Source organism: Bacteroides sp. ZJ-18 (assembly GCF_011038705.2).
Taxonomy (GTDB): Bacteria; Bacteroidota; Bacteroidia; order Bacteroidales; family Bacteroidaceae; genus Bacteroides; species Bacteroides hominis.
On sequence record NZ_CP072198.1, the window covers coordinates 667038 to 690820 of the forward strand.

Annotated in this window: 11 protein-coding genes; 9 read left to right on the top strand and 2 right to left on the bottom strand. The window is 44.8% G+C overall.

Going from position 1 to position 23783, the window contains the following annotated elements:
* Positions 1-24: 24 nt before the first annotated feature.
* The 4 genes from G7Y45_RS02795 (at position 25) to G7Y45_RS02810 (ending at position 11995) form a co-directional block, all read left to right on the top strand.
* Positions 25-3072, top strand: coding sequence for a glycoside hydrolase domain-containing protein (locus G7Y45_RS02795; protein ID WP_165016531.1), 3048 nt, complete (start codon positions 25-27; stop codon positions 3070-3072).
* Positions 3073-3166: 94 nt separating this feature from the next.
* Positions 3167-5656, top strand: coding sequence for a glycoside hydrolase N-terminal domain-containing protein (locus tag G7Y45_RS02800; RefSeq protein WP_165016533.1), 2490 nt, complete (start codon positions 3167-3169; stop codon positions 5654-5656).
* A gap of 1036 nt (positions 5657-6692) precedes the next feature.
* Positions 6693-9953 (top strand): TonB-dependent receptor, encoded by a 3261-nt coding sequence (locus tag G7Y45_RS02805; RefSeq protein ID WP_032529822.1) that lies wholly within the window; start codon positions 6693-6695, stop codon positions 9951-9953.
* A 14-nt stretch (positions 9954-9967) separates the two neighbouring features.
* On the top strand, positions 9968-11995 hold the full coding sequence (locus G7Y45_RS02810; RefSeq protein WP_165016535.1) for a RagB/SusD family nutrient uptake outer membrane protein: 2028 nt from the start codon (positions 9968-9970) through the stop codon (positions 11993-11995).
* A gap of 228 nt (positions 11996-12223) precedes the next feature.
* On the opposite strand, the gene typA is transcribed toward G7Y45_RS02810, so the two are convergent.
* Entirely contained in the window at positions 12224-14023 is a 1800-nt protein-coding gene (gene typA / locus G7Y45_RS02815) for a translational GTPase TypA (protein WP_005811760.1), read from the bottom strand.
* A 155-nt stretch (positions 14024-14178) separates the two neighbouring features.
* Here typA and rpsO point away from each other — a divergent pair, with 155 nt between their 5' ends.
* The 3 genes from rpsO (at position 14179) to G7Y45_RS02830 (ending at position 16867) form a co-directional block, all read left to right on the top strand.
* Positions 14179-14448, top strand: coding sequence for a 30S ribosomal protein S15 (gene rpsO / locus G7Y45_RS02820; protein ID WP_005781774.1), 270 nt, complete (start codon positions 14179-14181; stop codon positions 14446-14448).
* A gap of 158 nt (positions 14449-14606) precedes the next feature.
* Positions 14607-15182 carry a helix-turn-helix domain-containing protein gene (locus tag G7Y45_RS02825; protein ID WP_005781772.1) on the top strand — a complete coding sequence of 192 codons (576 nt, stop codon included), beginning with the start codon at positions 14607-14609 and terminating at the stop codon, positions 15180-15182.
* A gap of 35 nt (positions 15183-15217) precedes the next feature.
* Positions 15218-16867 carry an AMP-binding protein gene (locus tag G7Y45_RS02830; protein WP_005781767.1) on the top strand — a complete coding sequence of 550 codons (1650 nt, stop codon included), beginning with the start codon at positions 15218-15220 and terminating at the stop codon, positions 16865-16867.
* 57 nt (positions 16868-16924) lie between these two features.
* Here the strand turns inward: G7Y45_RS02830 and G7Y45_RS02835 are convergent, their stop codons facing one another.
* Positions 16925-18493 carry a PAS domain-containing protein gene (locus G7Y45_RS02835; protein ID WP_165016537.1) on the bottom strand — a complete coding sequence of 523 codons (1569 nt, stop codon included), beginning with the start codon at positions 18491-18493 and terminating at the stop codon, positions 16925-16927.
* 186 nt (positions 18494-18679) lie between these two features.
* On the opposite strand from G7Y45_RS02835, the gene ahcY reads away from it, so the two are divergent.
* Both ahcY and G7Y45_RS02845 read left to right on the top strand, forming a co-directional pair.
* Positions 18680-20098: an adenosylhomocysteinase gene (gene ahcY / locus G7Y45_RS02840; protein WP_005781763.1), complete on the top strand. Its 1419-nt coding sequence runs from the start codon at positions 18680-18682 to the stop codon at positions 20096-20098.
* Positions 20099-20202: 104 nt separating this feature from the next.
* Complete coding sequence (locus G7Y45_RS02845) at positions 20203-22704, top strand: YfhO family protein (RefSeq protein ID WP_165016539.1); 2502 nt, start codon at positions 20203-20205, stop codon at positions 22702-22704.
* Positions 22705-23783: the final 1079 nt, after the last annotated feature.

The window sequence follows — 23783 nt, forward strand, 5'->3', positions numbered from 1 at the left end:
GTTTAACAAACAATCTTTATAAGTATGAAAAGACATGTACTATCACTCGCACTCTTGTTATTTATAGCAGGAGGCACAGGGCTGATAAAAGCCCAAAAATCGCAGAACTATCTGTACGAAGTTCCTTCCCGCCCGTGGGAAGAGTCCTTCGGAAATCACCGGGCCGTACTGCAAATAGAAAAACCGGCACAAGTCGTGACTCTCGATTTTGAATGGCGGCGTCCGGATAAGGATGTGGACAACAAGCGGTTCCTGATTATCCATGCAACAACCGGAGATACCGTCCGCAACATCCGCCGGATGGAAGTGAACAATGAACACTGCCGTCTGCAATTCGGTCCGGTAGAGAAAGAAGGTACTTACTACTTCTATTACTTGCCCTACCGGGTACAAACAGGATATGGGTTCTATGGCGGCGGATATCTTCCGAAAGAGAGTACACCGGACACAACCTGGCTGATCCAAGCCCAAACGACCCGGAGAAACCCGCAAGCCACAGTGGTAAAAGTTGAGGCACGACAGGCTTTCGACAGTTTTTACCCGATGGAAATAGCCTCCACGGCAAAAGAGAAAGAGAACTACATCAATCGGAACAAAGCTGCACTCTATCTGTTTGCAGAGGACCGCAGATATCCCATCCGGATGCGCAACGACCTCCCCACTAAATGGTTGACACATAAACAGGGGGAGCTGTTTCAAGGAGAAGCAGCTCCCAATGAATACTATACTTTCCAAATCGGAGTATGGGCTGCCGGAAACAAGACCGACCGGATCGGTTATCAGGCTTCTTCCCTCCGGTGTGACGAAGAAATAATTCCGGCAACCGCCATCACTTGTTTTAATGTGGAAGGTACAGACCCTTACGGAAAGACCTTCAAGAAAGAAGTAAACGTAGCCGAAGGAAAAGTGCAGGCCCTTTGGTTTGGAATAGATATTCCCGGAGGACAGAAAGAAGGCGTTTACACGGGCACTATCACTATCAGCAATGCCGACGGGGCGCAAGGTACAATCCCCGTAAGCATACGGATCACGGGGAATCCACTGCCCGACAGAGGGGACAGTGAATTGTGGAGATACAGCCGCCTGAGATGGTTGAATTCAACCTTGGGCATTGCCGACACCCCCACTGCTCCTTACACAGCTATGACGATGGAAGAAAACCGTATCGGATGTCTGGGACGCACCATAACGGTGGACGAAACCACAGGATTACCGGCACAAATACGTTCGTGGAATAACGATGTGCTGAGTAGTCCCGTACAGTTTGTGATACAAACGGACAGCGGAGTGAAAGAACTGAAAGCAGGCCCCCAACTGACGGAACAGACAGCAGGCCATGTCGCAGGAAGTTGGAGAGCCGAAGATGAAGATGTAGCCGTAGACTGCAAAGCAATCATGGAGTTCGACGGATGGATGAATTATATATATACCATTACCCCAAAAAAGCGAATAGAGGTGAAAGATATCCGTTTGGTATTGCCGGTCAGAAATGAAATAGGAACTTACTTCCTGGGCATGGGTCTTCCGGGACAAGCCACTCCTCAACAGTATGACGGAAAATGGGATGCCCCCGAGAAAACGGTGAATAATTTCGGAGTGTCTATCCCCACATCCAAAGAACAACAATGGCTATGGCCATTCGACAGTTTCTGGATCGGAAACGAACATGCAGGTATCCACTGTGAATTCAGAGGCAGCACCTACAGCGGTCCGCTGTTGAATCTGTATCGTCCGGCCTATCCGGAAAGCTGGTTTAACGGCGGTAAGGGCGGCTTCTCTATACGGAAAGAGGCTGATGGAGTGAAAGCCATGGCATATAGCGGAGCACGTACACTGGAAACCGGCCAATCCATTACCTTCGACTTTGCCATGATTGTCACCCCGGTAAAACCACTGAATATGAAAAGTCAGTTCACGGACCGCTATTATCACAATGGTCCCAAACCCACACCGACACAGGCGGACATCGATGCAGGAGTACGCATCATCAACGTCCATCAGGGAAACGGCTACAACCCGTTTATCAACTATCCCTTCCTAACAGTCGATAAGATAAAAGAATTCACCAAAGAGTGGCATGCCCGGGGATGCAAAGTAAAGATATACTATACGCTGCGCGAACTAAGCAACGCTACCGCCGAGATATGGGGCATCCGCAGCTTGGGACATGAAATACTGAGAGGCGGAGACGGCGGAGGATTCACTTGGTGCCGCGAACACTTCGTAACGGATTATACACCGCAGTGGTACGAGCACTTTGACTATACCAACGAACAGGGTATTACGGCCGATGCATCCATACTAACAGCGGAAGGAGACTCCCGATGGTATAACTATTATATAGAAGGACTACGTTGGATGGTACAGAACCTGGATATCGACGGTATCTATCTGGATGACGTTTCCTTCGACCGCCGTATCCTGAAACGAATGCGCCGGGCAATGGAAAGCGTAAAACAGGGATGCCTGATCGACTTGCATTCGAATACTGGATTTTCCAGGGGACCTGCCAATCAATATACGGAGTTCTTCCCGTATGTAGACAAACTATGGTTCGGCGAGAGCTTCCTTTATGATAAAATGACTCCGGCCAACTGGCTCGTAGAGTCATCAGGTATTCCGTTCGGACTAACAGGCGACATGCTGTACAGAGGAGGTAACGCATGGTTGGGAATGCAATATGGAATGACCGTTCGTTATCCATGGTATACGGAAGGAGTCAACTGCGATCCGCGACAGGTATGGAAAGTATGGGATTCATTCGGCATTGCAGATGCCGCCATGCTCGGATTCTGGGAAGAACACCCGGCCGTCTCCACATCCGACGAAGCTGTCAAAGTCACTGCCTACCGCAAGCCGGGAAAAGTCCTGTTATCCTTAGGTAATTATTCGGATGAAGTGAAGACCGTAAAGCTGAACATAGACTGGGAACAGACTGGGCTGGATCCACAACAGGTGAAACTCATGGCACCCGGGATTCCGGACATGCAACAAGCCACTGAATGGGATATCAACGCTCCGATTGTGACAGCTCCCCGAAAAGGTTGGCTGATCTATATAATCCCAAAGTAAACATTTTATAGTCTGCACAAGATTCAAGGTTTTTCTTTATCTTTGTGCAGACTATGATCAACCAATACTAACTAATCCTAATAACACCAAAAACATGAAGAAACTTTACTCACTTCTCTTCACTGCCTTGTTTGCCCTGCCGGCTGCACATGTTCATGCTACCGATTACACACAAGGACTCACCATCTGGTTCGACACACCGAACACACTGCAAGGAAGAGCTATCTGGTACGGAAGCCGTCCCGACCTTTGGAAAGGCGAGAACAAACCGGAAAGTGCAGGAGACACAGCCAGAAACCCGGATGCCAACTGGGAGTCACAATCTTTACCGATAGGAAACGGAAGCATCGGTGCCAACATCATGGGCTCGATAGAGGCAGAACGCATCACTTTCAATGAGAAAACCCTCTGGAGAGGGGGGCCTAACACCTCAAAAGGAGCAGAAGCCTACTGGAATGTGAACAAGCAATCGGCACACGTACTGGACGAAATACGCCAGGCCTTCAGTGAAGGAGACCAGAAGAAGGCTGCAATGCTGACACGTAAAAATTTCAATAGCGAAGTGCCTTACGAATCGAATCGTGAAAAGCCTTTCCGCTTTGGCAACTTTACCACTATGGGAGAATTTTACGTAGAAACCGGGCTGAGTGCTGTGAACATGAGTGGTTACAAACGTATTCTATCACTGGACTCGGCACTGGCCGTAGTGCAATTCAAGAAAGATGACGTAGCCTACGAGCGCAGTTACTTCATTTCCTATCCGGCCAATGTGATGGCAATCCGTTTCAAGGCAGACCGCCCGGGCAAGCAAAACCTGACTTTCAGCTATGCTCCCAATCCGGTGTCAACGGGAAGTATGACAACCGATGGCAGTAACGGACTCACATACACCGCCCACCTGGACAACAACGGTATGCAGTATGTTGTACGCATCCATGCCACCACTAAAGGCGGAACATTGTCAAACGCAGACGGAAAAATAACCGTAAAAGACGCGGACGAAGCAGTATTCCTCATCACTGCGGATACGGACTATAAAATAAACTTTGATCCGGACTTCAAGGATCCCAAAACATATGTAGGAGTAAACCCTGCCGAAACCACCCGCCAATGGATGGACAATGCCGTAAGCATGGGATATGATGTATTGTTCAAGCAACATTATGATGACTACGCCGCCTTGTTCAACCGGGTGAAGTTGCAGCTGAATCCGGATCAGCAAAGTGCCAATCTGCCTACAGCCAAGCGTTTGCAAAACTACCGGAAAGGACAACCGGACTTTTATCTGGAAGAACTCTATTATCAGTTCGGACGCTACCTGCTTATCGCCAGTTCGAGACCGGGTAACATGCCTGCCAACCTGCAAGGCATCTGGCACAATAACGTAGATGGACCATGGAGAGTGGACTACCACAACAACATCAATATACAGATGAACTACTGGCCGGCTTGCCCGACTAACCTCAATGAATGTACACTTCCGTTGGTGGACTTTATCCGTACACTGGTAAAACCGGGACAGAAAACAGCACAGGCTTACTTCGGAACAAGAGGATGGACCGCATCCATTTCAGCCAATATCTTCGGATTTACCGCCCCGCTCGAAAGCGAAGATATGTCGTGGAACTTTAATCCGATGGCCGGTCCCTGGCTGGCAACACACATCTGGGAATATTATGATTATACCCGTGACAAGAAATTCTTAAAAGAAACCGGATACGATTTGATTAAGAGCAGTGCTCAGTTTGCTACTGATTTCTTATGGCGTAAACCGGACGGAACCTATACGGCAGCTCCTTCCACTTCGCCCGAACACGGACCGATTGACGAAGGGACTACCTTTGTGCATGCCGTGATCCGCGAGATTTTGCTGGACGCCATCGAGGCAAGCAAAGTACTCGGAGTAGACAACAAAGAACGCAAACAGTGGCAAGAGGTACTGGCACATCTGGCTCCATACAAGATAGGACGTTACGGGCAGCTGATGGAATGGTCGAAAGACATCGATGATCCCAAAGACGAGCATCGTCATGTAAACCATCTCTTCGGACTGCATCCGGGACATACCCTCTCGCCTATCACCACTCCCGACTTGGCTAAAGCCGCAAGAGTGGTACTTGAACATCGCGGTGACGGAGCAACCGGATGGAGCATGGGATGGAAACTCAATCAATGGGCACGTCTGCAAGATGGCAACCATGCTTACAAGCTTTTCGGTAACCTGCTGAAAAACGGTACACTGGATAATCTGTGGGATACTCACCCGCCTTTCCAGATCGACGGGAACTTCGGAGGTACCGCAGGTATCACAGAAATGCTGTTGCAGAGTCACATGGGATTCATCCAATTACTCCCTGCATTACCGGACGCTTGGAAGGACGGAAGTATAAGCGGAATTTGTGCAAAAGGGAACTTTGAGGTGGATATGTCATGGAAAAACGGACAACTTGCAGAAGCCACCGTTTTCTCGAAAGCCGGTGAACCATGTACAGTAAGATATGGCGATAAAACTCTTTCTTTCAAAACAAGCAAAGGCAAAGTTTATAAATTGGCAGTAGAAGCCGATCGCCTGATCGTCAAATAATACTTCATAGTAGGATGATAAAATAATATCCCCGGAGGAAAGATATTTTTCCTTCGGGGATATTTTTATTTCGTCATATCGTTATTCCTATTTATAAAAGAAAATCTTCATACAGTCCCCCATACACACATGCCATTCAGGCTGTATCCAACTATTACTGTTGTTCTACCATATTTTTATAAGATCTACAAAGTATCAAATTTAACATTTCCATTTTAGGGAGGGGTATCATTCCAATATAGAAACGAACAATGCCAAACAAGACAGAAAATCGGAAGAAAAATAAAATCTCAATAAAAAGAATCAAGTAAACAAAAGAAAGTTTCTATAATTAAGAGAATCTCATTGCTAAAATAAAAAAGAGAAGAAATTTAGTTCTCACGGAACTTATCACATTTAGATCTTTTCTTCAAGTATGCTTTAATCTTCGCCCTATTCCCATTTAATATTTTTCGTTAACACAGGTTATCATGTGTTTATAAACCCACAGTATCTTTTGGCAAAGATGCGATAAGTTTTAATAATACGCAAGAAAACATAATAATATTTTTCATTATCTCTTTTTATAGTACTGCCAATCTATTAAAAACAGATTAGCAATAAATAAAATATATCATCCTATAAGAAGACGGTAGAAAAGAAACTACTTTTTATTTGCGCAATATTCATCATCAGAATAGCATAATTATGTAACCATTTAACATAATCAACTATCTGAACCCTCTGTAACCACTAATACAGGCCCCAACAATAAAGAAAAATAACGAAAGACAAACACAAAAGATAGCTGATGGCAAACTTATTACCTTTTTCCAAGTTCCGTGAGAACTTAACACAAAAAACAAACAGTTAAATCAATAGGGCAACATCGTTCAGAAAGGAATAGGAAAGAAATGACATACATACATTAACCTCTAATAATTGCGCTTATGAAGTAGAAAAAACGAATCCTTTACAAACCTATTCCGGAAATACAATCGAATCCGGAATCCTAAAACAAACTATCAAATTAATGTTTAACCGAACAATTTAGTGTATGACAGAAAAAACTAACCTGTTTCCGAACCTAATCCGGTTTCGAGAAACAAATCGCCTGAAAATGGCAATCGCTGCTTCTATCATGCTATGGTGTGCAACACCTCAGCAAGCGGCAGCCGATACTTACGAAAAACACGAAATCACCACTGTACAACAGCAAAAAGTAAAAGCTACCGGTACCGTGGTAGATCAAAATGGGGAAGCTATGATTGGTGTATCCGTCAAAGTGAAAGACAATGCCACCATGGGAACTATCACCGACCTGAATGGTAAATTCTCTTTTGACGTACCTAAAGGCGCTACACTTGAAATTTCTTACATCGGCTACAAAACCGTAACTGTCAAGGCAGAAGGTACAGTCCTCAACATTACGATGAAAGAAGATGCAGAGGTATTGGATGAAGTCGTTATTGTGGGCTATGGTTCACAAAAGAAAGTGAACGTGACCGGTGCCGTCGGCATGGTCAGCTCCGACGTACTTGAAGCCCGACCGGTACAAAACGTATCGCAGGCTTTGCAAGGTGTAGTCCCAGGTCTGAACCTCTCGGTTGGCAACTCCGGAGGTGCACTGGACAGCTCGATGAGTATCAATATCCGTGGTGCCGGTACTATTGGTGATGGTTCAGGTTCTTCTCCTCTTATTTTGATCGATGGCATTGAAGGCGACCTGAACTCAGTTAACCCGAACGACATCGAAAATGTATCTGTACTGAAAGATGCAGCTTCTGCCTCTATCTATGGTGCCCGCGCTGCATTCGGTGTAATCCTCGTTACAACCAAGAGTGGTAAAAGCGGCAAAGCAAGGGTCAGCTATAACGGTAACGTACGTTTCTCTGACGCACTCTGTGTACCGGAAATGATGGACTCTTATCAATTCGCACAATACTTCAACCGTGCAGCCGAAAATGCCGGTGACTCAGGTCCATTCAGCCAAGAAGCACTCGACCGTATCCTTGCCTACCAAGCCGGAACCCTGAAAGAGACAATGACCATGAACGAACAAACCCGTAAATGGCAGGCTTATGGCGGTGCTAATGCCAATACCGACTGGTTCAAGGAATTCTATAATGACTGGGTTCCGTCACAAGAACACAGCCTGAGTATCAGCGGAGGTACAGAAAAGACACAATATACTATCAGCGGAAGCTTCCTCGACCAAAATGGTCTGCTTCGTCATGGTAGCGATAATTTCCAACGCTATACGATGAACGGTAAAATCACAAGCCAGATTGCTGACTGGTTCACTGTCACTTACTCAACCAAATGGACACGCGAAGACTTTGACCGCCCGTCATATCTGACAGGGCTCTTCTTCCACAACATCGCCCGCCGCTGGCCGACTAACCCGGCTTACGACCCGAACGGACATCCGGTAGACGGCATGGAAATCGAACAGTTGGAAAACGGTGGAAAACAGATCAACCAAAAAGACCTGAACACCCAACAGCTACAGTTCATTTTCGAACCCATCAAAAACTGGAGAATCAACGTGGAAGGTAGTTTACGCACAACGAACACGAATGAACACTGGGATGTATTGCCGGTGTATGCATACAACGCAGATAACGAACCGTACCTGATTTCATGGAACGGCGGCGCACTCGGCCTCTCTCAGGTAAACGAGTATTCATATAAAGAAAACTACTACACGACCAACATCTATTCGGACTACTTTAAACAGTTTGACAGCGGACACTACTTCAAAGTTATGGCCGGTTTCAACAGTGAGCTTTATAAAACCCGTTATGTCCAGGCTCAAAAGAGTACACTGATTTCAAGTTCAGTGCCTACCATCAACACAGCCACTGAAGACCCGAAAGCATGGGGAGGATATGCCCACAATGCCGTAGCCGGTTTCTTTGGACGTATCAACTACAATTATAAAGACCGATACATGGTGGAAGCTAACGGACGTTACGACGGTTCGTCACGTTTCATAGGTGACAAACGTTGGGGATTCTTCCCTTCATTCTCTGCCGGATGGAACGTTGCACAAGAACCATTCTTTGAAAGAATCGCCGAAAAATGCAGCATCGGTACATTGAAACTCCGCGCTTCTTGGGGACAATTAGGTAATACAGATACCAAAGACGCATGGTATCCTTTCTATCAGACTATGCCGACAGGCTCCAACTATGGCTGGTTACTGAACGGTGCATTACCTAACTACGCCAACAATCCGGGCATTGTCAGCATGAAGAAAACATGGGAAACCATCGAAACATGGGATGTCGGTTTAGATTGGGGATTGTTTAACAACCGTTTGACCGGTTCGTTCGACTACTTCGTTCGTTATACTTACGATATGATCGGTCCGGCTCCCGAATTGGCTGCATCTTTAGGTACAGGAGTGCCAAAGATCAATAATGCGGATATGAAGTCCTACGGTTTTGAACTTGAACTGGGTTGGAGAGACCGTATCCAGGATTTCTCTTATGGCGTGAAATTCGTTCTGTCTGATTCTCAGCAGAAAATCCTGAAATATCCGAATGAAGACTACAACATCGGTACTTATTACAAAGGCCAGAAACTCAATAATATCTGGGGATACAAGACAATCGGTATCGCACAAAGCCAGGAAGAAATGGACGCCCATCTGGCAAAAGTAGACCAATCGGCCTTGGGTAGTAAATGGGGAGCAGGCGACATCATGTATGCCGACCTCGACGGTGATGGCAAGATCAGCACAGGAAGCAATAAACTGGGAGATACAGGCGACCGCGTAATCTTGGGTAACAGTACTCCACGCTTTAACTACGGTCTGACTATCGATGCAAGCTGGAAAGGAATTGACTTCCGCGCGTTCTTCCAGGGCATCGGCAAACGTGACTATTGGCTGCAGGGCCCGTACTTCTGGGGATCAACCGGCCTTGGACAATGGCAGGCTGCCGGCTTCAAGGAACATTGGGATTTCTGGCGTCCGGAAGGTGACCCTCTGGGAGCAAACACCAACGCTTACTACCCACGTGTAGCAAGAAACGGCGGTAAGAATACGAATGTACAAAGCCGTTATTTGCAAAACGCAGCTTATTGCCGTCTGAAAAATATCCAGATAGGTTATACTTTGCCCAAAACATGGACAGAAAAGGCAGGCATGTCGTCTGTACGTGTCTATGTATCCGGAGACAACTTGCTTACTTTCTCCGATATCACAGGCATCTTCGACCCGGAAGCAATCGGAAGTACATATGATGCGAACAACGGTAAACTGTATCCGTTGCAGAGAGTCATTTCAGTCGGTTTAAATGTTAACTTCTAAAAAACACCAAGAATATGAAAATTAAAATGAAATATATCGTGGCGCAGGCTTGCCTCGTAGCGGGAGCATCCATGGCTCTGACTTCGTGCAACGACTTTCTGGACAGAGAGCCGCTGGATCAAGTCACTCCGCAAGAGTATTTCCAAACTGCAGACCACCTGGCAGCATATACTATTTCAAAATACAACTCTATGTTTTCAACACATAGCGGATGGAATGCCGGTACGGTAAACAATGATGGCGGTACAGACAACATGGTAGTGGGTGGTTATAACTCTACCTACTATGAAAAAGGGATCTGGAAAGTACCTTCAAACAATGACAACTGGTCCAACGGATTGTCACTGGCCCGTTATTGCAACTACTTCTTCGAACAAGTATTACCTAAATACGAAGCCGGAAAGATCTCGGGATCAGAAGATGACCTCAAACACTACATCGGTGAAATGTATTTCATGCGTGCATTGGTATATTACAACCAGCTACGCAAATACGGAGATTACCCTATCATCACTGAGGTGCTTCCGGATGATGAAGCGATACTGATTGAAAAGAGTGTACGTCAGCCACGTAATAAAGTGGCCCGCTTCATTCTTGAAGATCTCGACAAAGCTATCGGGTTAATGAAAAACCAAGGCTTTATGAACAACAATCGCCTGAACAAACAGTGTGCTTTGCTGATCAAATCACGTGTGGCATTATACGAAGCTACATTTGAGAAATATCATCAGGGAACGGGTCGCGTACCGGGTGACGAAACATGGCCGGGAAAGAGCGTACATCCGAATTTCTCACTTGATATAGCAGCCGAAATCAACTTCTTCCTCGACCAGTGTATGGATGCAGCTTCACAAGTAGCGGATGCTATCACACTGACCGAAAATACAGGGGTATTCAATCCGCTTAGCGACAGCGAATATTCCGGTTGGAATCCCTACTTTGAGATGTTCTCTGCCGAAGATATGAGCGGTTATTCCGAAGTTCTCTTCTGGAAAGACTATCTTCGTTCGGGAAGTATCAACATCAGCCACGGTGCTCCCAACTATATTTATTCAGGCGGAAACAATGGAATGTTGAGAAGCTATGTACAGACCTTCCTGATGGAGAATGGATTGCCTTGGTATGCCAGCAACAGCGGATTTAAAGGTGACAGCAGGGTTCAGGAAGAAAAAGAAGGACGTGACCAGCGCTTGCAACTTTTCTTATTCGGTGAGAAAGACAAGCAGGCTCCGAGAGCCGATGGTGACGGCACTATGCCCGAGTTCGGCGAACCTGCTCTCTTTGAGCTGCAAGAAGTAAGAGATTTGACAGGATATCGCATCCGTAAATGCCTGACTTATAAAAAGGATCAGATTATCTCCGGTTCCGACCAGTCGACCACAGGATGCATCATCTATCGTGGTGTGGAAGCTTACCTCAACTATCTGGAAGCATATTATCTGAGAAATGGCAAGGTAGATGGAAAAGCAGCCCAATACTGGACCGCCATCCGCAAACGTGGTGGGGTGGACACAGATTACGAAAAAACCATCCGCAATACAGATATGAGCAAAGAAGTAGACTGGGCTAAATACTCCGGTTCTACATTGGTAGACGCAACTTTATTCAATATCCGCCGTGAACGTCGTTGCGAATTCATCGGTGAAGGTATGCGTTGGGATGACCTGATGCGTTGGAGAGCTATGGACCAATTGCTCACAACCAAATATGTTCCGGAAGGATTCAACTTCTGGGATGAAGCTTATGATGACTATGTGGCAATGAAAAACGACAAAGGCGAGCCTAAATATAAGATTGTATCAGACGGTAGTTCAACAGCCAATATGTCAGCAAAAGAATTAGGTAAATATGTACGTCCATACTCAATCGTAAAAGCAAATAACGCTGTATTCGACGGTTACACATTCGCTAAGGCATACTACTTGTATCCGGTGCCGATACGGCAGATGGAGCTACTGTCTCCGGACCGTTCAGTCAGCAGTTCTGTACTTTACCAGAACCCATACTGGCCAAACAAAACAAGCGAGCCTGCTATCGAATAATAGTTTTCCAATAGGAATCAAAATATAAAAAAGTATTGATTTTTAGTATATAATAAAGTTGTTGTGGTAAGAGATTTATAGCAACTACACAAATTTAAAAAAGGAAAATTGGAAAAAGGGCGTCCGTGAGGATGTCCTTTTTTATATTACATATTAGAAGAACGGTATATATAAACAAAAAGGCCGCGCAAATTGCACAGCCTTTCATTATATAAATATCCGGAAATATCAGCTCTTGTTAGCGCGTTTACGTTCGTTTTCATCCAAAAGCACTTTACGCATACGCATAGCCTTCGGAGTAACCTCTACATATTCGTCTTCCTTGATGTACTCTAATGCCTCTTCAAGAGAGAACTGTACAGGAGGAATCAAACGGGCTTTCTCATCAGAACCGGAAGCACGCATGTTAGTCAGTTTCTTCGACTTAGTCACATTTACAACCAGGTCTTTTTCGTGAGCATGTTCACCCACTACCTGGCCAGCGTATACCTCTTCCTGAGGGAAAATAAAGAATTTACCACGATCCTGCAGTTTATCGATTGCATAAGCAAATGCAGTACCACTTTCCATAGCGATAATCGAACCATTGGTACGACGTTCGATATCACCTTTGAACGGTTGATATTCTTTAAAACGGTGAGCCATAATGGCTTCACCTGCCGAAGCAGTCAGAACGTTCGTACGAAGACCGATGATACCGCGTGAAGGCATGTCAAACTCAAGGTTAATACGCTCACCGGTATTCTCCATCATGGTCATCTCACCCTTACGGCGAGTCACCATATCGATGATTTTACTTGAATACTCTTCCGGTACGTTGATTGTAAGTTCCTCGATCGGTTCACACTTCACTCCATCTATTTCTTTATAAATTACTTGCGGCTGTCCAACCTGTAACTCGTAACCTTCACGACGCATCGTTTCGATTAAAACAGAAAGGTGAAGCACACCACGACCCGATACTACCCATTTACCGTCTTCTTCACTCTTACGCACGCGCAATGCGAGGTTCTTATCCAACTCCTTGGTCAGACGATCATGGATATGACGTGAAGTTACAAATTTACCATCTTTACCATAGAACGGAGAATCGTTGATGGCAAACAGCATGCTCATAGTCGGTTCATCAATAGCGATAGGCGGCAATGCTTCCGGATTTTCATAATCGCAGATCGTATCTCCAATCTCAAATCCGTCAATACCCACCAAAGCACAAATATCTCCTGAAGAAACCTCAGTCGTTTTCACACGGCCCAGCCCTTCAAAAACATGAACTTCCTTTATTTTAGATTTTACAATACTACCATCGCGCTTAGCCAAGGATACATTCATACCCTCCTTGAGCGTACCGCGGTGAACACGTCCTACAGCGATACGGCCTGTATATGAAGAATAATCGAGTGAAGTGATCAGCATCTGCGGAGTACCTTCCAATTGTTCCGGAGCAGGAATGTTCTCTACAATACAATCCAGCAAAGGCACAATGCTGTCTGTCTGCTCTTTCCAGTCCGTACTCATCCAGTTGTTCTTAGCCGAACCATAGATTGTCGGGAAGTCAAGCTGCTCTTCAGTAGCATCGAGGCTGAACATCAGATCGAACACCATCTCGTGTACTTCGTCCGGACGGCAGTTCGGCTTATCCACCTTATTAATAACAACAATCGGTTTCAATCCGATTTCCAAAGCTTTCTGTAATACGAAGCGCGTTTGCGGCATCGGACCTTCAAAAGCATCAACCAACAGAATACATCCATCGGCCATGTTGAGCACACGCTCTACTTCACCACCGAAGTCGCTGTGTCCCGGAGTATCAATAATATTAATCTTAGTTCCGTTGTAATTGATAGAAACGTTTTTAGAGAGAATCGTTATCCCTCGTTCACGCTCCAAGTCGTTGTTATCCAGAATTAATTCACCGCTTGTTTGGTTGCCGCGAAACAAGTTTCCGGCTAAAAGCATTTTATCGACGAGAGTCGTTTTCCCATGGTCAACATGGGCAATAATTGCAATGTTTCGAATATTTTGCATAGAATACCTATTATTTGGCGACAAAGGTACAAAAATTGGATTAGAAAAAAGGGATAGTATAGAAAATATTTCCTGCAATTCATTGTGGGATAAAAGATAATGCCTATCTTTGCACGCTCAAAGAAACATTTTATAGATCAATAATTTTATTAATTATGTATTTAGACGCTGCTAAAAAGCAAGAAATCTTCGGTAAGTACGGAAAGTCTAACACTGATACTGGCTCAGCTGAGGCCCAGATAGCTTTGTTTTCATACCGTATTACTCACCTGACTGAGCACATGAAGCTCAACAGAAAAGATTATAGTACAGAAAGAGCTTTGACTATGTTAGTAGGTAAACGTCGTGCTTTGCTCGACTACCTGAAAGCAAAAGATATCACCAGATATCGTGATATCATCAAAGAGCTTGGCTTGCGTAAGTAATCACTTACCGCGAACAAAATTTAAAAGCCGTTTCTTCCATCGGGAAGAAACGGCTTTTATTTTTTACCCTTCCCCTTGCTTGGATATAAAATTTCATTAATTTTGCAGCAAAACGAATTAAATTATAACCTTTTACCAGGAAAATACATTCAAACATTATGGATACAAGTAAAATCGTAGGAGAAAAGATAAAATCACTCCGTGAGAACAAAGGAATCTCAATAGAAGAACTTGCCGAACGCTCGGGACTGGCTATCGAACAGATAGAACGTATCGAAAACAATATTGACCTGCCGTCATTGGCACCGCTTATCAAAATAGCCCGTGTATTGGGCGTACGTCTGGGGACTTTCCTCGACGACCAGGATGAAACAGGTCCGGTTGTTTCGCGCAAAATGGAAGCAACAGACACTATCAGCTTTTCAAACAACGCCATCCATTCGCGTAAACACATGCAGTACCATTCACTGTCCAAGTCAAAAGCCGACCGCCACATGGAACCGTTCATTATCGATGTAGCCCCTACACAAGACAGTGATTTCGTGCTATCTTCCCATGAAGGAGAGGAATTCATCATGGTCATGGAGGGAGTTATGGAAATCAGTTACGGAAAGAGCACCTACTTGCTTGAGGAAGGCGATAGTATCTATTATGACTCCATCGTACCTCATCACGTTCATGCCTACGAAGGACAGGCTGCCAAAATTCTGGCAGTGATCTATACACCGATTTAATGATCAACGATTATCGCTCCACACATACTAAAAACATGCAACTATACGAAAGAACACTCGGCCAGTGGCTTGAACATTGGGCCGAAACAACACCCGACAAAGAATACATTGTATACTCCGACCGTAACCTGCGTTTCACCTGGAAGCAATTCAACAAACGGGTGGACGACATGGCGAAAGGATTGATTGCCATCGGAGTGGAAAGAGGTACCCATGTAGGCATCTGGGCGGCAAACGTTCCGGACTGGCTGACTCTGCTATATGCCTGTGCAAAAATCGGTGCAGTCTACGTGACAGTAAACACCAACTATAAACAAGCTGAACTGGAATACTTGTGCGAGAACTCGGACATGCATACACTCTGCATTGTTAATGGAGAGAAAGACAGCGACTTTGTTCAGATGACCTACAATATGCTTCCGGAACTGAAAACTTGTGAACGCGGACATCTGAAGAGCGAACGTTTCCCCTATATGAAAAATGTGATCTATGTAGGACAAGAGAAGCACCGCGGGATGTACAATACACAGGAAATCCTGTTATTAGGCGATAATATAGAAGACACCAGACTCAATGGACTCAAAGCCTGCGTCGACTGTCACGACGTGGTAAATATGCAATATACCTCTGGAACAACCGGTTTTCCCAAAGGGGTCATGCTGACACATTACAATATAAGCAATAATGGTTTCCTGACCGGCGAGCATATGAAATTCACAGCCGACGATAAACTATGTTGCTGCGTACCTCTGTTCCATTGCTTCGGCGTAGTGTTAGCCACCATGAACTGCCTGACTCACGGCTGTACCCAGGTGATGGTTGAACGCTTTGACCCACTCATCGTACTGGCATCCATCCATAAAGAAAGATGTACCGCACTCTATGGAGTACCTACCATGTTTATCGCCGAACTAAATCATCCGATGTTCGATATGTTCGACATGTCGAGTCTTCGTACAGGCATCATGGCCGGCTCACTCTGCCCGGTAGAGTTGATGAAACAGGTGGAAGAAAAAATGTATATGAAGGTGACCAGCGTATACGGGCTAACTGAAGCAGCTCCGGGGATGACTGCCACCCGCATTGACGATCCATTTGACGTACGCTGCAACACTGTAGGACGTGACTTTGAGTTCACAGAAGTAAAAGTGCTTGATCCGGAAACAGGTGAAGAATGCCCGATCGGCGTACAGGGAGAAATGTGCAATCGCGGATATAACACCATGAAAGGATATTATAAGAACCCACAAGCTACAGCTGAAGTGATAGATAAAAACAACTTCCTGCACTCAGGAGACTTGGGAATCAAGGACGAAAATGGAAACTATCGCATCACGGGGCGCATCAAAGATATGATCATACGTGGAGGGGAGAATATCTATCCGCGTGAAATCGAAGAATTCCTCTATAAGCTTGAAGGAGTAAAAGATGTGCAGGTATCAGGCATTCCGTCTAAAAAGTATGGAGAAGCAGTAGGCGCCTTCATCATTCTGCACGAAGGGGTAACCATGCAGGCATCAGACGTGCAGGACTTCTGCCGTAATAAAATCTCCCGCTACAAAATACCCAAATATATTTTCTTTATTGATGAGTTCCCTATGACCGGAAGCGGAAAGATACAAAAATTCAAACTGAAGGATTTAGGATTGAAACTCTGCGAAGAACAAGGTATCGAGATTATATAAAAACAGACATGATAAGTGATTAACCGGAGAGAAATTCCAAACGTTAATCACTTATCATTATCGCTTCACAGGTAAAGTAAAATAAAAAACAGTTCCTTTGCCCTGTTTGGAACGTACCCAGATTCGTCCGCCCATCTTTTCGACAAGCATACGGCAAATAGTCAGTCCCAACCCTGTGCCTTGCACAAAATCATCTATCTTTCCGAAACGCTGGAAGATCGTAGCCACCCTTTCTGCAGGGATTCCTTTCCCTGTATCCGATACATAAAACTGCACCATATCGGCCTTTTCCTGAAATCCGAAATGAATTTCTCCGGCAGAAGTAAACTTAATGGCATTGGTGATCAGATTGACCAAAATCTGCGAAATGCGCTCCCAATCTCCTTGTATGCATAGCTGCGGATCTACTTCGTCCAACATAAGTCGAACTTCCGGTTTAACCGATTTCACATACAATTCATGCAATTGCAGACAGATATCTTTCAACTTCACAGGATGATAAGAAAGTTCCAAGGAACCGGCTTCAAGGGCAGAAAGATCGAGAATATCATTGAAGAGATTCAACAGGACAGACGAATTGTGCTCTACGATATCGGCATATTGCCGCTTTTCATACTCATCGTCCGCCTCGATAATCAGTTTGGAGAAACCTACAATCGCATTTAGCGGAGTGCGTATTTCGTGGCTCATATTTGCCAAAAACGAAGATTTCATCCGGTCGGCCTCTTCGGCCTTGATCCGGGCCGCTATCAACTCTTTTTCCGTCTTCTTTGTTTCGGTCACATCCCATGACACTCCAATGATATAAGGATACCGTCCTCCTGAAGGAACCACTGTTTTCATGGTGGTCACTGTACGGGCTTCACCACTCATAGTGGTATAAGTTTCCAGATACTCAATGCGCCCCAGCTCCATCGCTTTCAAATCATCTTGCCGGAGACGCTCCGCATCCTTTTTATCCGGAAATATCTCCGCATCTGTACTCCCCACGGCCCTCTCGACAGAGATACCCGAATATTCGGCAAAAGCTTTATTCCAATAAAGATAACGAAAGTCGTTCCCTGTATCTTTCACAAACAAATAGACGGGAATATTATTGAGTATATCATTCATCAACGAATTGAGACGTACGATCTCACTTCGCTGAGCCTCGTTGGTTCTTGCCATTTCAGTCTCTTGTGATACGTCACGGCACATACACAACAAATATTGATCATCCAACGGGAAAATACGATTTTCATAATGATGAAGAACGCCGTCCAGCGTTAACGAATGTTCGGCTATCGAACTCTTCCCGGTACGGATTACTTTATCCATGTTCTGACGAACACTTTCATAAGCCTCCTCAGGAACAATATCTTTTACATTTGAATTTATAATACTATCGGCTGTCGTACCTTCAACATGATTCGTAGTAGGTGATGAAGCTAACTCTACTATATTGGCATTATGGTCAAAAACAGTAAGCATATCGGGCAAAGCATCCAAAATCCGAGTACTGTATCGCTCTCGGAACCGTCCTTTCCTGAGAGAGTCGAGTTCCGAAGAAAGCCTCTCCACTTTCTCCTCCAGTTTCTCTACAATTTCCAGTAGTTCTTCTTTTGTTTTATGCTCGTAATATCCCATGGATTTCAGTCTGTTTAAATCTATATTGTTGTATATAGCACTTCATTACTTGCAAATATAATACATAAATCTGAAAAATATCCTACAAATCGAAGTTATTATTGATTAAAAAATCCGATAGCTTTTGCCCTACTATTCAGAATGTTCTATCTTTGCACCACTTTATATTTTAAACAATTTACATTTATGTCCACAGAATTATTCTCTACCCTGCCCTACAAAGTGGCAGACATCACACTTGCCGACTTTGGTCGCAAGGAAATCGACTTGGCAGAAAAAGAAATGCCCGGCCTTATGGCTCTTCGCGAAAAATATGGAGAATCCAAACCGTTGAAAGGTGCCCGTATCATGGGTTCGCTGCACATGACAATCCAGACTGCTGTCCTGATTGAAACGCTGGTAGCTTTGGGAGCTGAAGTCCGTTGGTGCTCTTGCAACATATATTCGACACAAGATCATGCAGCAGCAGCCATTGCAGCTTCAGGTGTTGCTGTATTTGCCTGGAAAGGTGAAACTTTGGCAGACTATTGGTGGTGTACCTTGCAGGCTCTGAACTTCGAAGGAGGTAAAGGGCCGACAGTGATTGTCGACGATGGCGGGGATGCCACAATGATGATCCATGTGGGCTATGAAGCAGAAAATAATGCTGCCGTATTGGACAAAGAGGTACATGCCGAAGATGAAATAGAACTGAACGCCATACTGAAAAAAGTGCTGGCAGAAGACAAAGAACGCTGGCACCGGGTAGCGGCTGAAGTGCGCGGAGTTTCGGAAGAGACAACGACCGGCGTGCATCGCCTATACCAGATGCAGGAAGAAGGCAAGTTGTTGTTCCCTGCCTTCAACGTAAACGACTCGGTTACCAAATCTAAATTCGACAACCTGTATGGTTGCCGCGAATCACTGGCAGACGGCATTAAACGTGCCACAGACGTAATGATTGCCGGTAAAGTAGTTGTAGTATGCGGTTATGGAGATGTAGGTAAAGGCTGCTCACACTCCATGCGCTCTTATGGGGCCCGCGTGTTAGTGACAGAAGTCGATCCCATCTGTGCACTTCAGGCCGCTATGGAAGGTTTTGAGGTAGTGACCATGGAGGACGCCTGCAAAGAAGGTAACATCTTTGTTACCACAACCGGTAACATCGACATCATCCGTATCGATCACATGGAACAGATGAAAGATCAGGCCATTGTTTGCAACATCGGTCACTTTGACAATGAAATTCAGGTAGATGCCCTGAAACATTACCCGGGTATCAAACGTGTCAATATCAAACCACAGGTAGACCGTTATTATTTCCCTGACGGACACAGCATCATTCTGCTGGCAGACGGCCGTTTGGTAAATCTGGGCTGCGCCACAGGACATCCCTCTTTCGTGATGAGCAACTCTTTCACTAACCAGACACTGGCACAGATCGAGCTGTTCAACAAGAAATACGACATCAACGTATATCGCTTGCCGAAACACCTGGATGAAGAAGTAGCCCGACTGCATCTTGAAAAGATCGGCGTAAAGCTGACCAAACTGACTCCTGAGCAGGCTGCCTATATCGGAGTTTCGGTTGACGGCCCATATAAAGCCGACCACTACAGATATTAAAAAGTTACGATTGGACGATTTACGAATCACGGTTAAGCCGGATTGTAAATCGTCTAATCCTACAGTCAAACCTCAATCATAAATTGTAAATCGTCTAATCGTAAATGAAAAAGTTTCTTCCAGACCTTATTGCCATTCTGGCATTCATAGTCATCTCTTTCATCTATTTCTTCCCGGCGATCACTGAAGACCGGATTCTCTTCCAGCACGACACCGTAGCCGGAGCCGGAGCCGGACAGGAAGCTAAAGAGTACTATGAAAAAACAGGTGAACGCACACGTTGGACAAACGCCCTTTTCGGAGGAATGCCCACCTACCAGATGTCCCCAAGTTACGACTCCACCGAGCCGCTGACATTCGTACAAAAAGTATATCATCTTTTTCTCCCGAACTACGTATGGCTCACATTTATCATGATGCTCGGGTTCTATATCCTGCTAAGGGCATTCGGCATACCGGCATGGCTCTCGGGGTTGGGAGGAATTATCTGGGCCTTTTCGTCCTACTTCTTCATTTTGATTGCTGCCGGACATATCTGGAAATTCATCACCCTTGCCTATATACCACCTACAATAGCAGGTATTGTACTTGCCTACCGGAAAAGATATTTGTTAGGAGGGATTGTCACTGCTTTGTTCATGGCCATGCAGATTCTGTCCAACCATGTGCAAATGACCTACTATTTCCTGTTTGTCATTCTCTTCATGGTAGGTGCATTCTTCGAAGATGCCTGGCGCAAAAAAGAACTTCCCCAGTTCTTCAAAGCTACCGGTGTGCTGATTATCGCCGGATTAATCGGTGTATCCATCAATCTTTCGAGCCTATACCACACTTACGAGTATAGCAAAGAAACGATGCGTGGCAAAAGTGAGTTGAAATATGAAGGAGCTGCCGCAAAGCAGACAAGCAGCGGGCTCAATCGTGATTATATTACCCAATGGAGCTATGGCATCGGCGAAACATTCTCATTACTGGTCCCCAATGTCAAGGGAGGCGCCTCGGTGCCATTGTCACGAAGTGAAAAGGCAATGGAAAAAGCCAATCCGATGTACAGCAGCCTCTACTCACAACTGACCCAGTACTTCGGCGACCAACCCATGACAAGCGGTCCTGTCTACGTAGGTGCTTTTGTACTAATGCTTTTCATTCTGGGCTGTTTCATTGTAAAAGGTCCCATGAAATGGGCACTGTTAGGAGCCACCATTTTCTCTATCCTGCTTTCATGGGGTAAAAATTTTATGGGGCTGACAGACTTCTTTATCGATTACATCCCGATGTATAATAAGTTCCGCGCCGTATCCTCCATTCTGGTAATTGCCGAGTTTACCATTCCCCTGCTCGCAATCCTCACCCTGAAAGAGATACTTACCAAGCCGGAGCTGCTGAAAGAGAAACTGAAATATATCTATATCAGTTTCGGACTGACCGGGGGACTTGCGCTACTTTTTGCCATTGCTCCCCGCCTATTCTTCCCGACTTATATTCCTGCTAACGAGATGGCAGCCCTGCAGAATGCTCTGCCCGCCGATCAGTTATCACCTATAGTGGCTAATCTTGAAGAGATGCGTGTGCACCTTTTCACTTCTGACGCTTGGCGCAGTTTCTTTATCGTTACTATCGGTACCCTGCTCTTACTGGCTTACAACGCAAAAAAACTGAAAGCGACCTGGACTGTTGCCGCTATTGCCCTGCTATGCCTGGGAGACATGTGGAGCGTAAACAAACGCTATTTGTACGACGAACAGTTCGTCCCGAAATCCGAACAGGCTGCAACGTTCCGGAAGAGTCAGACAGATGAACTGATCCTGCAAGATCAATCACCGGATTACCGTGTATTGAACTTCGCAGGCAATACATTCGAAGAAAACAATACTTCTTATTGGCACAAGAGCGTAGGTGGCTACCATGCTGCCAAACTCCGCCGTTATCAGGAAATGATAGACCATCATATTGCCAAAGAAATGCAGGCAGCCTATCAGGAAGTAGCAACAGCAGGCGGTCAAATGGACAGTGTGAACGCAGCTAAATTCCCTGTACTGAATATGCTGAATACAAAGTACTTCATATTCCCTGCCGGGCAACAAGGCCAAACAGTCCCCATTGAAAACCCATATGCTTTCGGCAATGCGTGGTTCGTAGATAAAGTACAGTACGTGAACAATGCGAACGAAGAAATCGATGCCATCGGGCAAGTCGACCTCCAACAAACCGCTATAGTAGACTCTAAGTTTAAAGAGGCCTTGAAAGGGGTGAACGAGGGCTACAAAGACTCACTGTCCACCATCCGGTTGACCGACTATGAACCCAACCAATTAGTATACGAGACTTCCTCGCCCAAAGACGGTGTAGTTGTATTCTCGGAAATATATTATCCGGGATGGACGGCAACCATTGATGGCAAACCTGCCGATATTGCCCGTGCAGATTACATCTTACGTGCTATGAACGTACCGGCGGGTAAGCATACCATCGAAATGCGTTTTGATCCGCAAAGCCTGCACGTCACAGAAGGTATTGCATATGGAGCGATGGCATTATTGCTGATAGGAGTAATTATTCTGGTATGGATCAACCGGAAAAAATATGGAGAAAGCATAAAAAAATAACCGTCTACAGAGATCGGTTCATCATTTACAAACACAAACTCCTCAGACAGAAGTAGTCTGAGGAGTTTGTGTTTTATTCTATACGTAATTTATTATTAATTCTTTCATACTCTCTATAATTTCTTTTTCATTGATGGCATTTAAAAAAGAGTAGCCTCATCGAAAATGATAAATTCCGGATTCATATACACCGCTTGAGTTATTAAAACACATTATTTTTACCCAACACTTAAATCAAGACCTGCAATATCGCTTAGGAAGCTATTCTATAAATTCAGCAATGCGATCATAAGAACAGCCTGTATCAAATGTGCCATACCTCTTATGCCATTCATCTATATTCAACCGATTCATTGCCCCTAAATTCTTTGAATAAATCGTAGGATCAGCCACAGAACTATTCAATGGGCGACACAAGGCTATAGAGAAATATCCAGACATCTTGTTCTATCTTAGAGGTTAAAACGCCAACTAATACAAAAAGGTTGCAATAAAAATATATTCAAGTAAATAAATCCACGATAGCTTTTTGTCATTTTGTCTAAATGTATTCTAAAACTCTTCAGAATTGTTTTTTTGCACACCATAACAAAGAAAGAATAAAAAAACTCAGAAATAGCGTTGTTCTAAAAATCACATAGCCACCAAATACAGTGAAATACTATAAGAAAGATAATTAGCCGATCCCATTTACTATTCACAAGAAAGCCAGATAACAAACGAACGTTCAGAATGATATTAAAAAAAGAGGCTTTTAAAACTTTATTATAGAAAAAAAAGCCACTTTCTTCCCCTGAATTAAAGGCTTCTCCAAGAAAAAAAGCTCGTTTTCATCAGAAAACAAACTTCTTATTAATAAGAAGTTAACTTCCTACTCTCAGGAAATTAATTCTCTGCCGGCAGGAAGTTAGTTATTTGCCGACAGGAAGTTAACTTCGTGCCGGCACCTCTCACATTATTTCCCGGTAACAAGTGATCTAAAAAGAAATATCCGATGATTCCTCCTCTATTTCACAACATTTCGCCAAAGTGGATGTCAGCAAAAAAGTAGAATATCAAACATTTTGATACCGAACTAC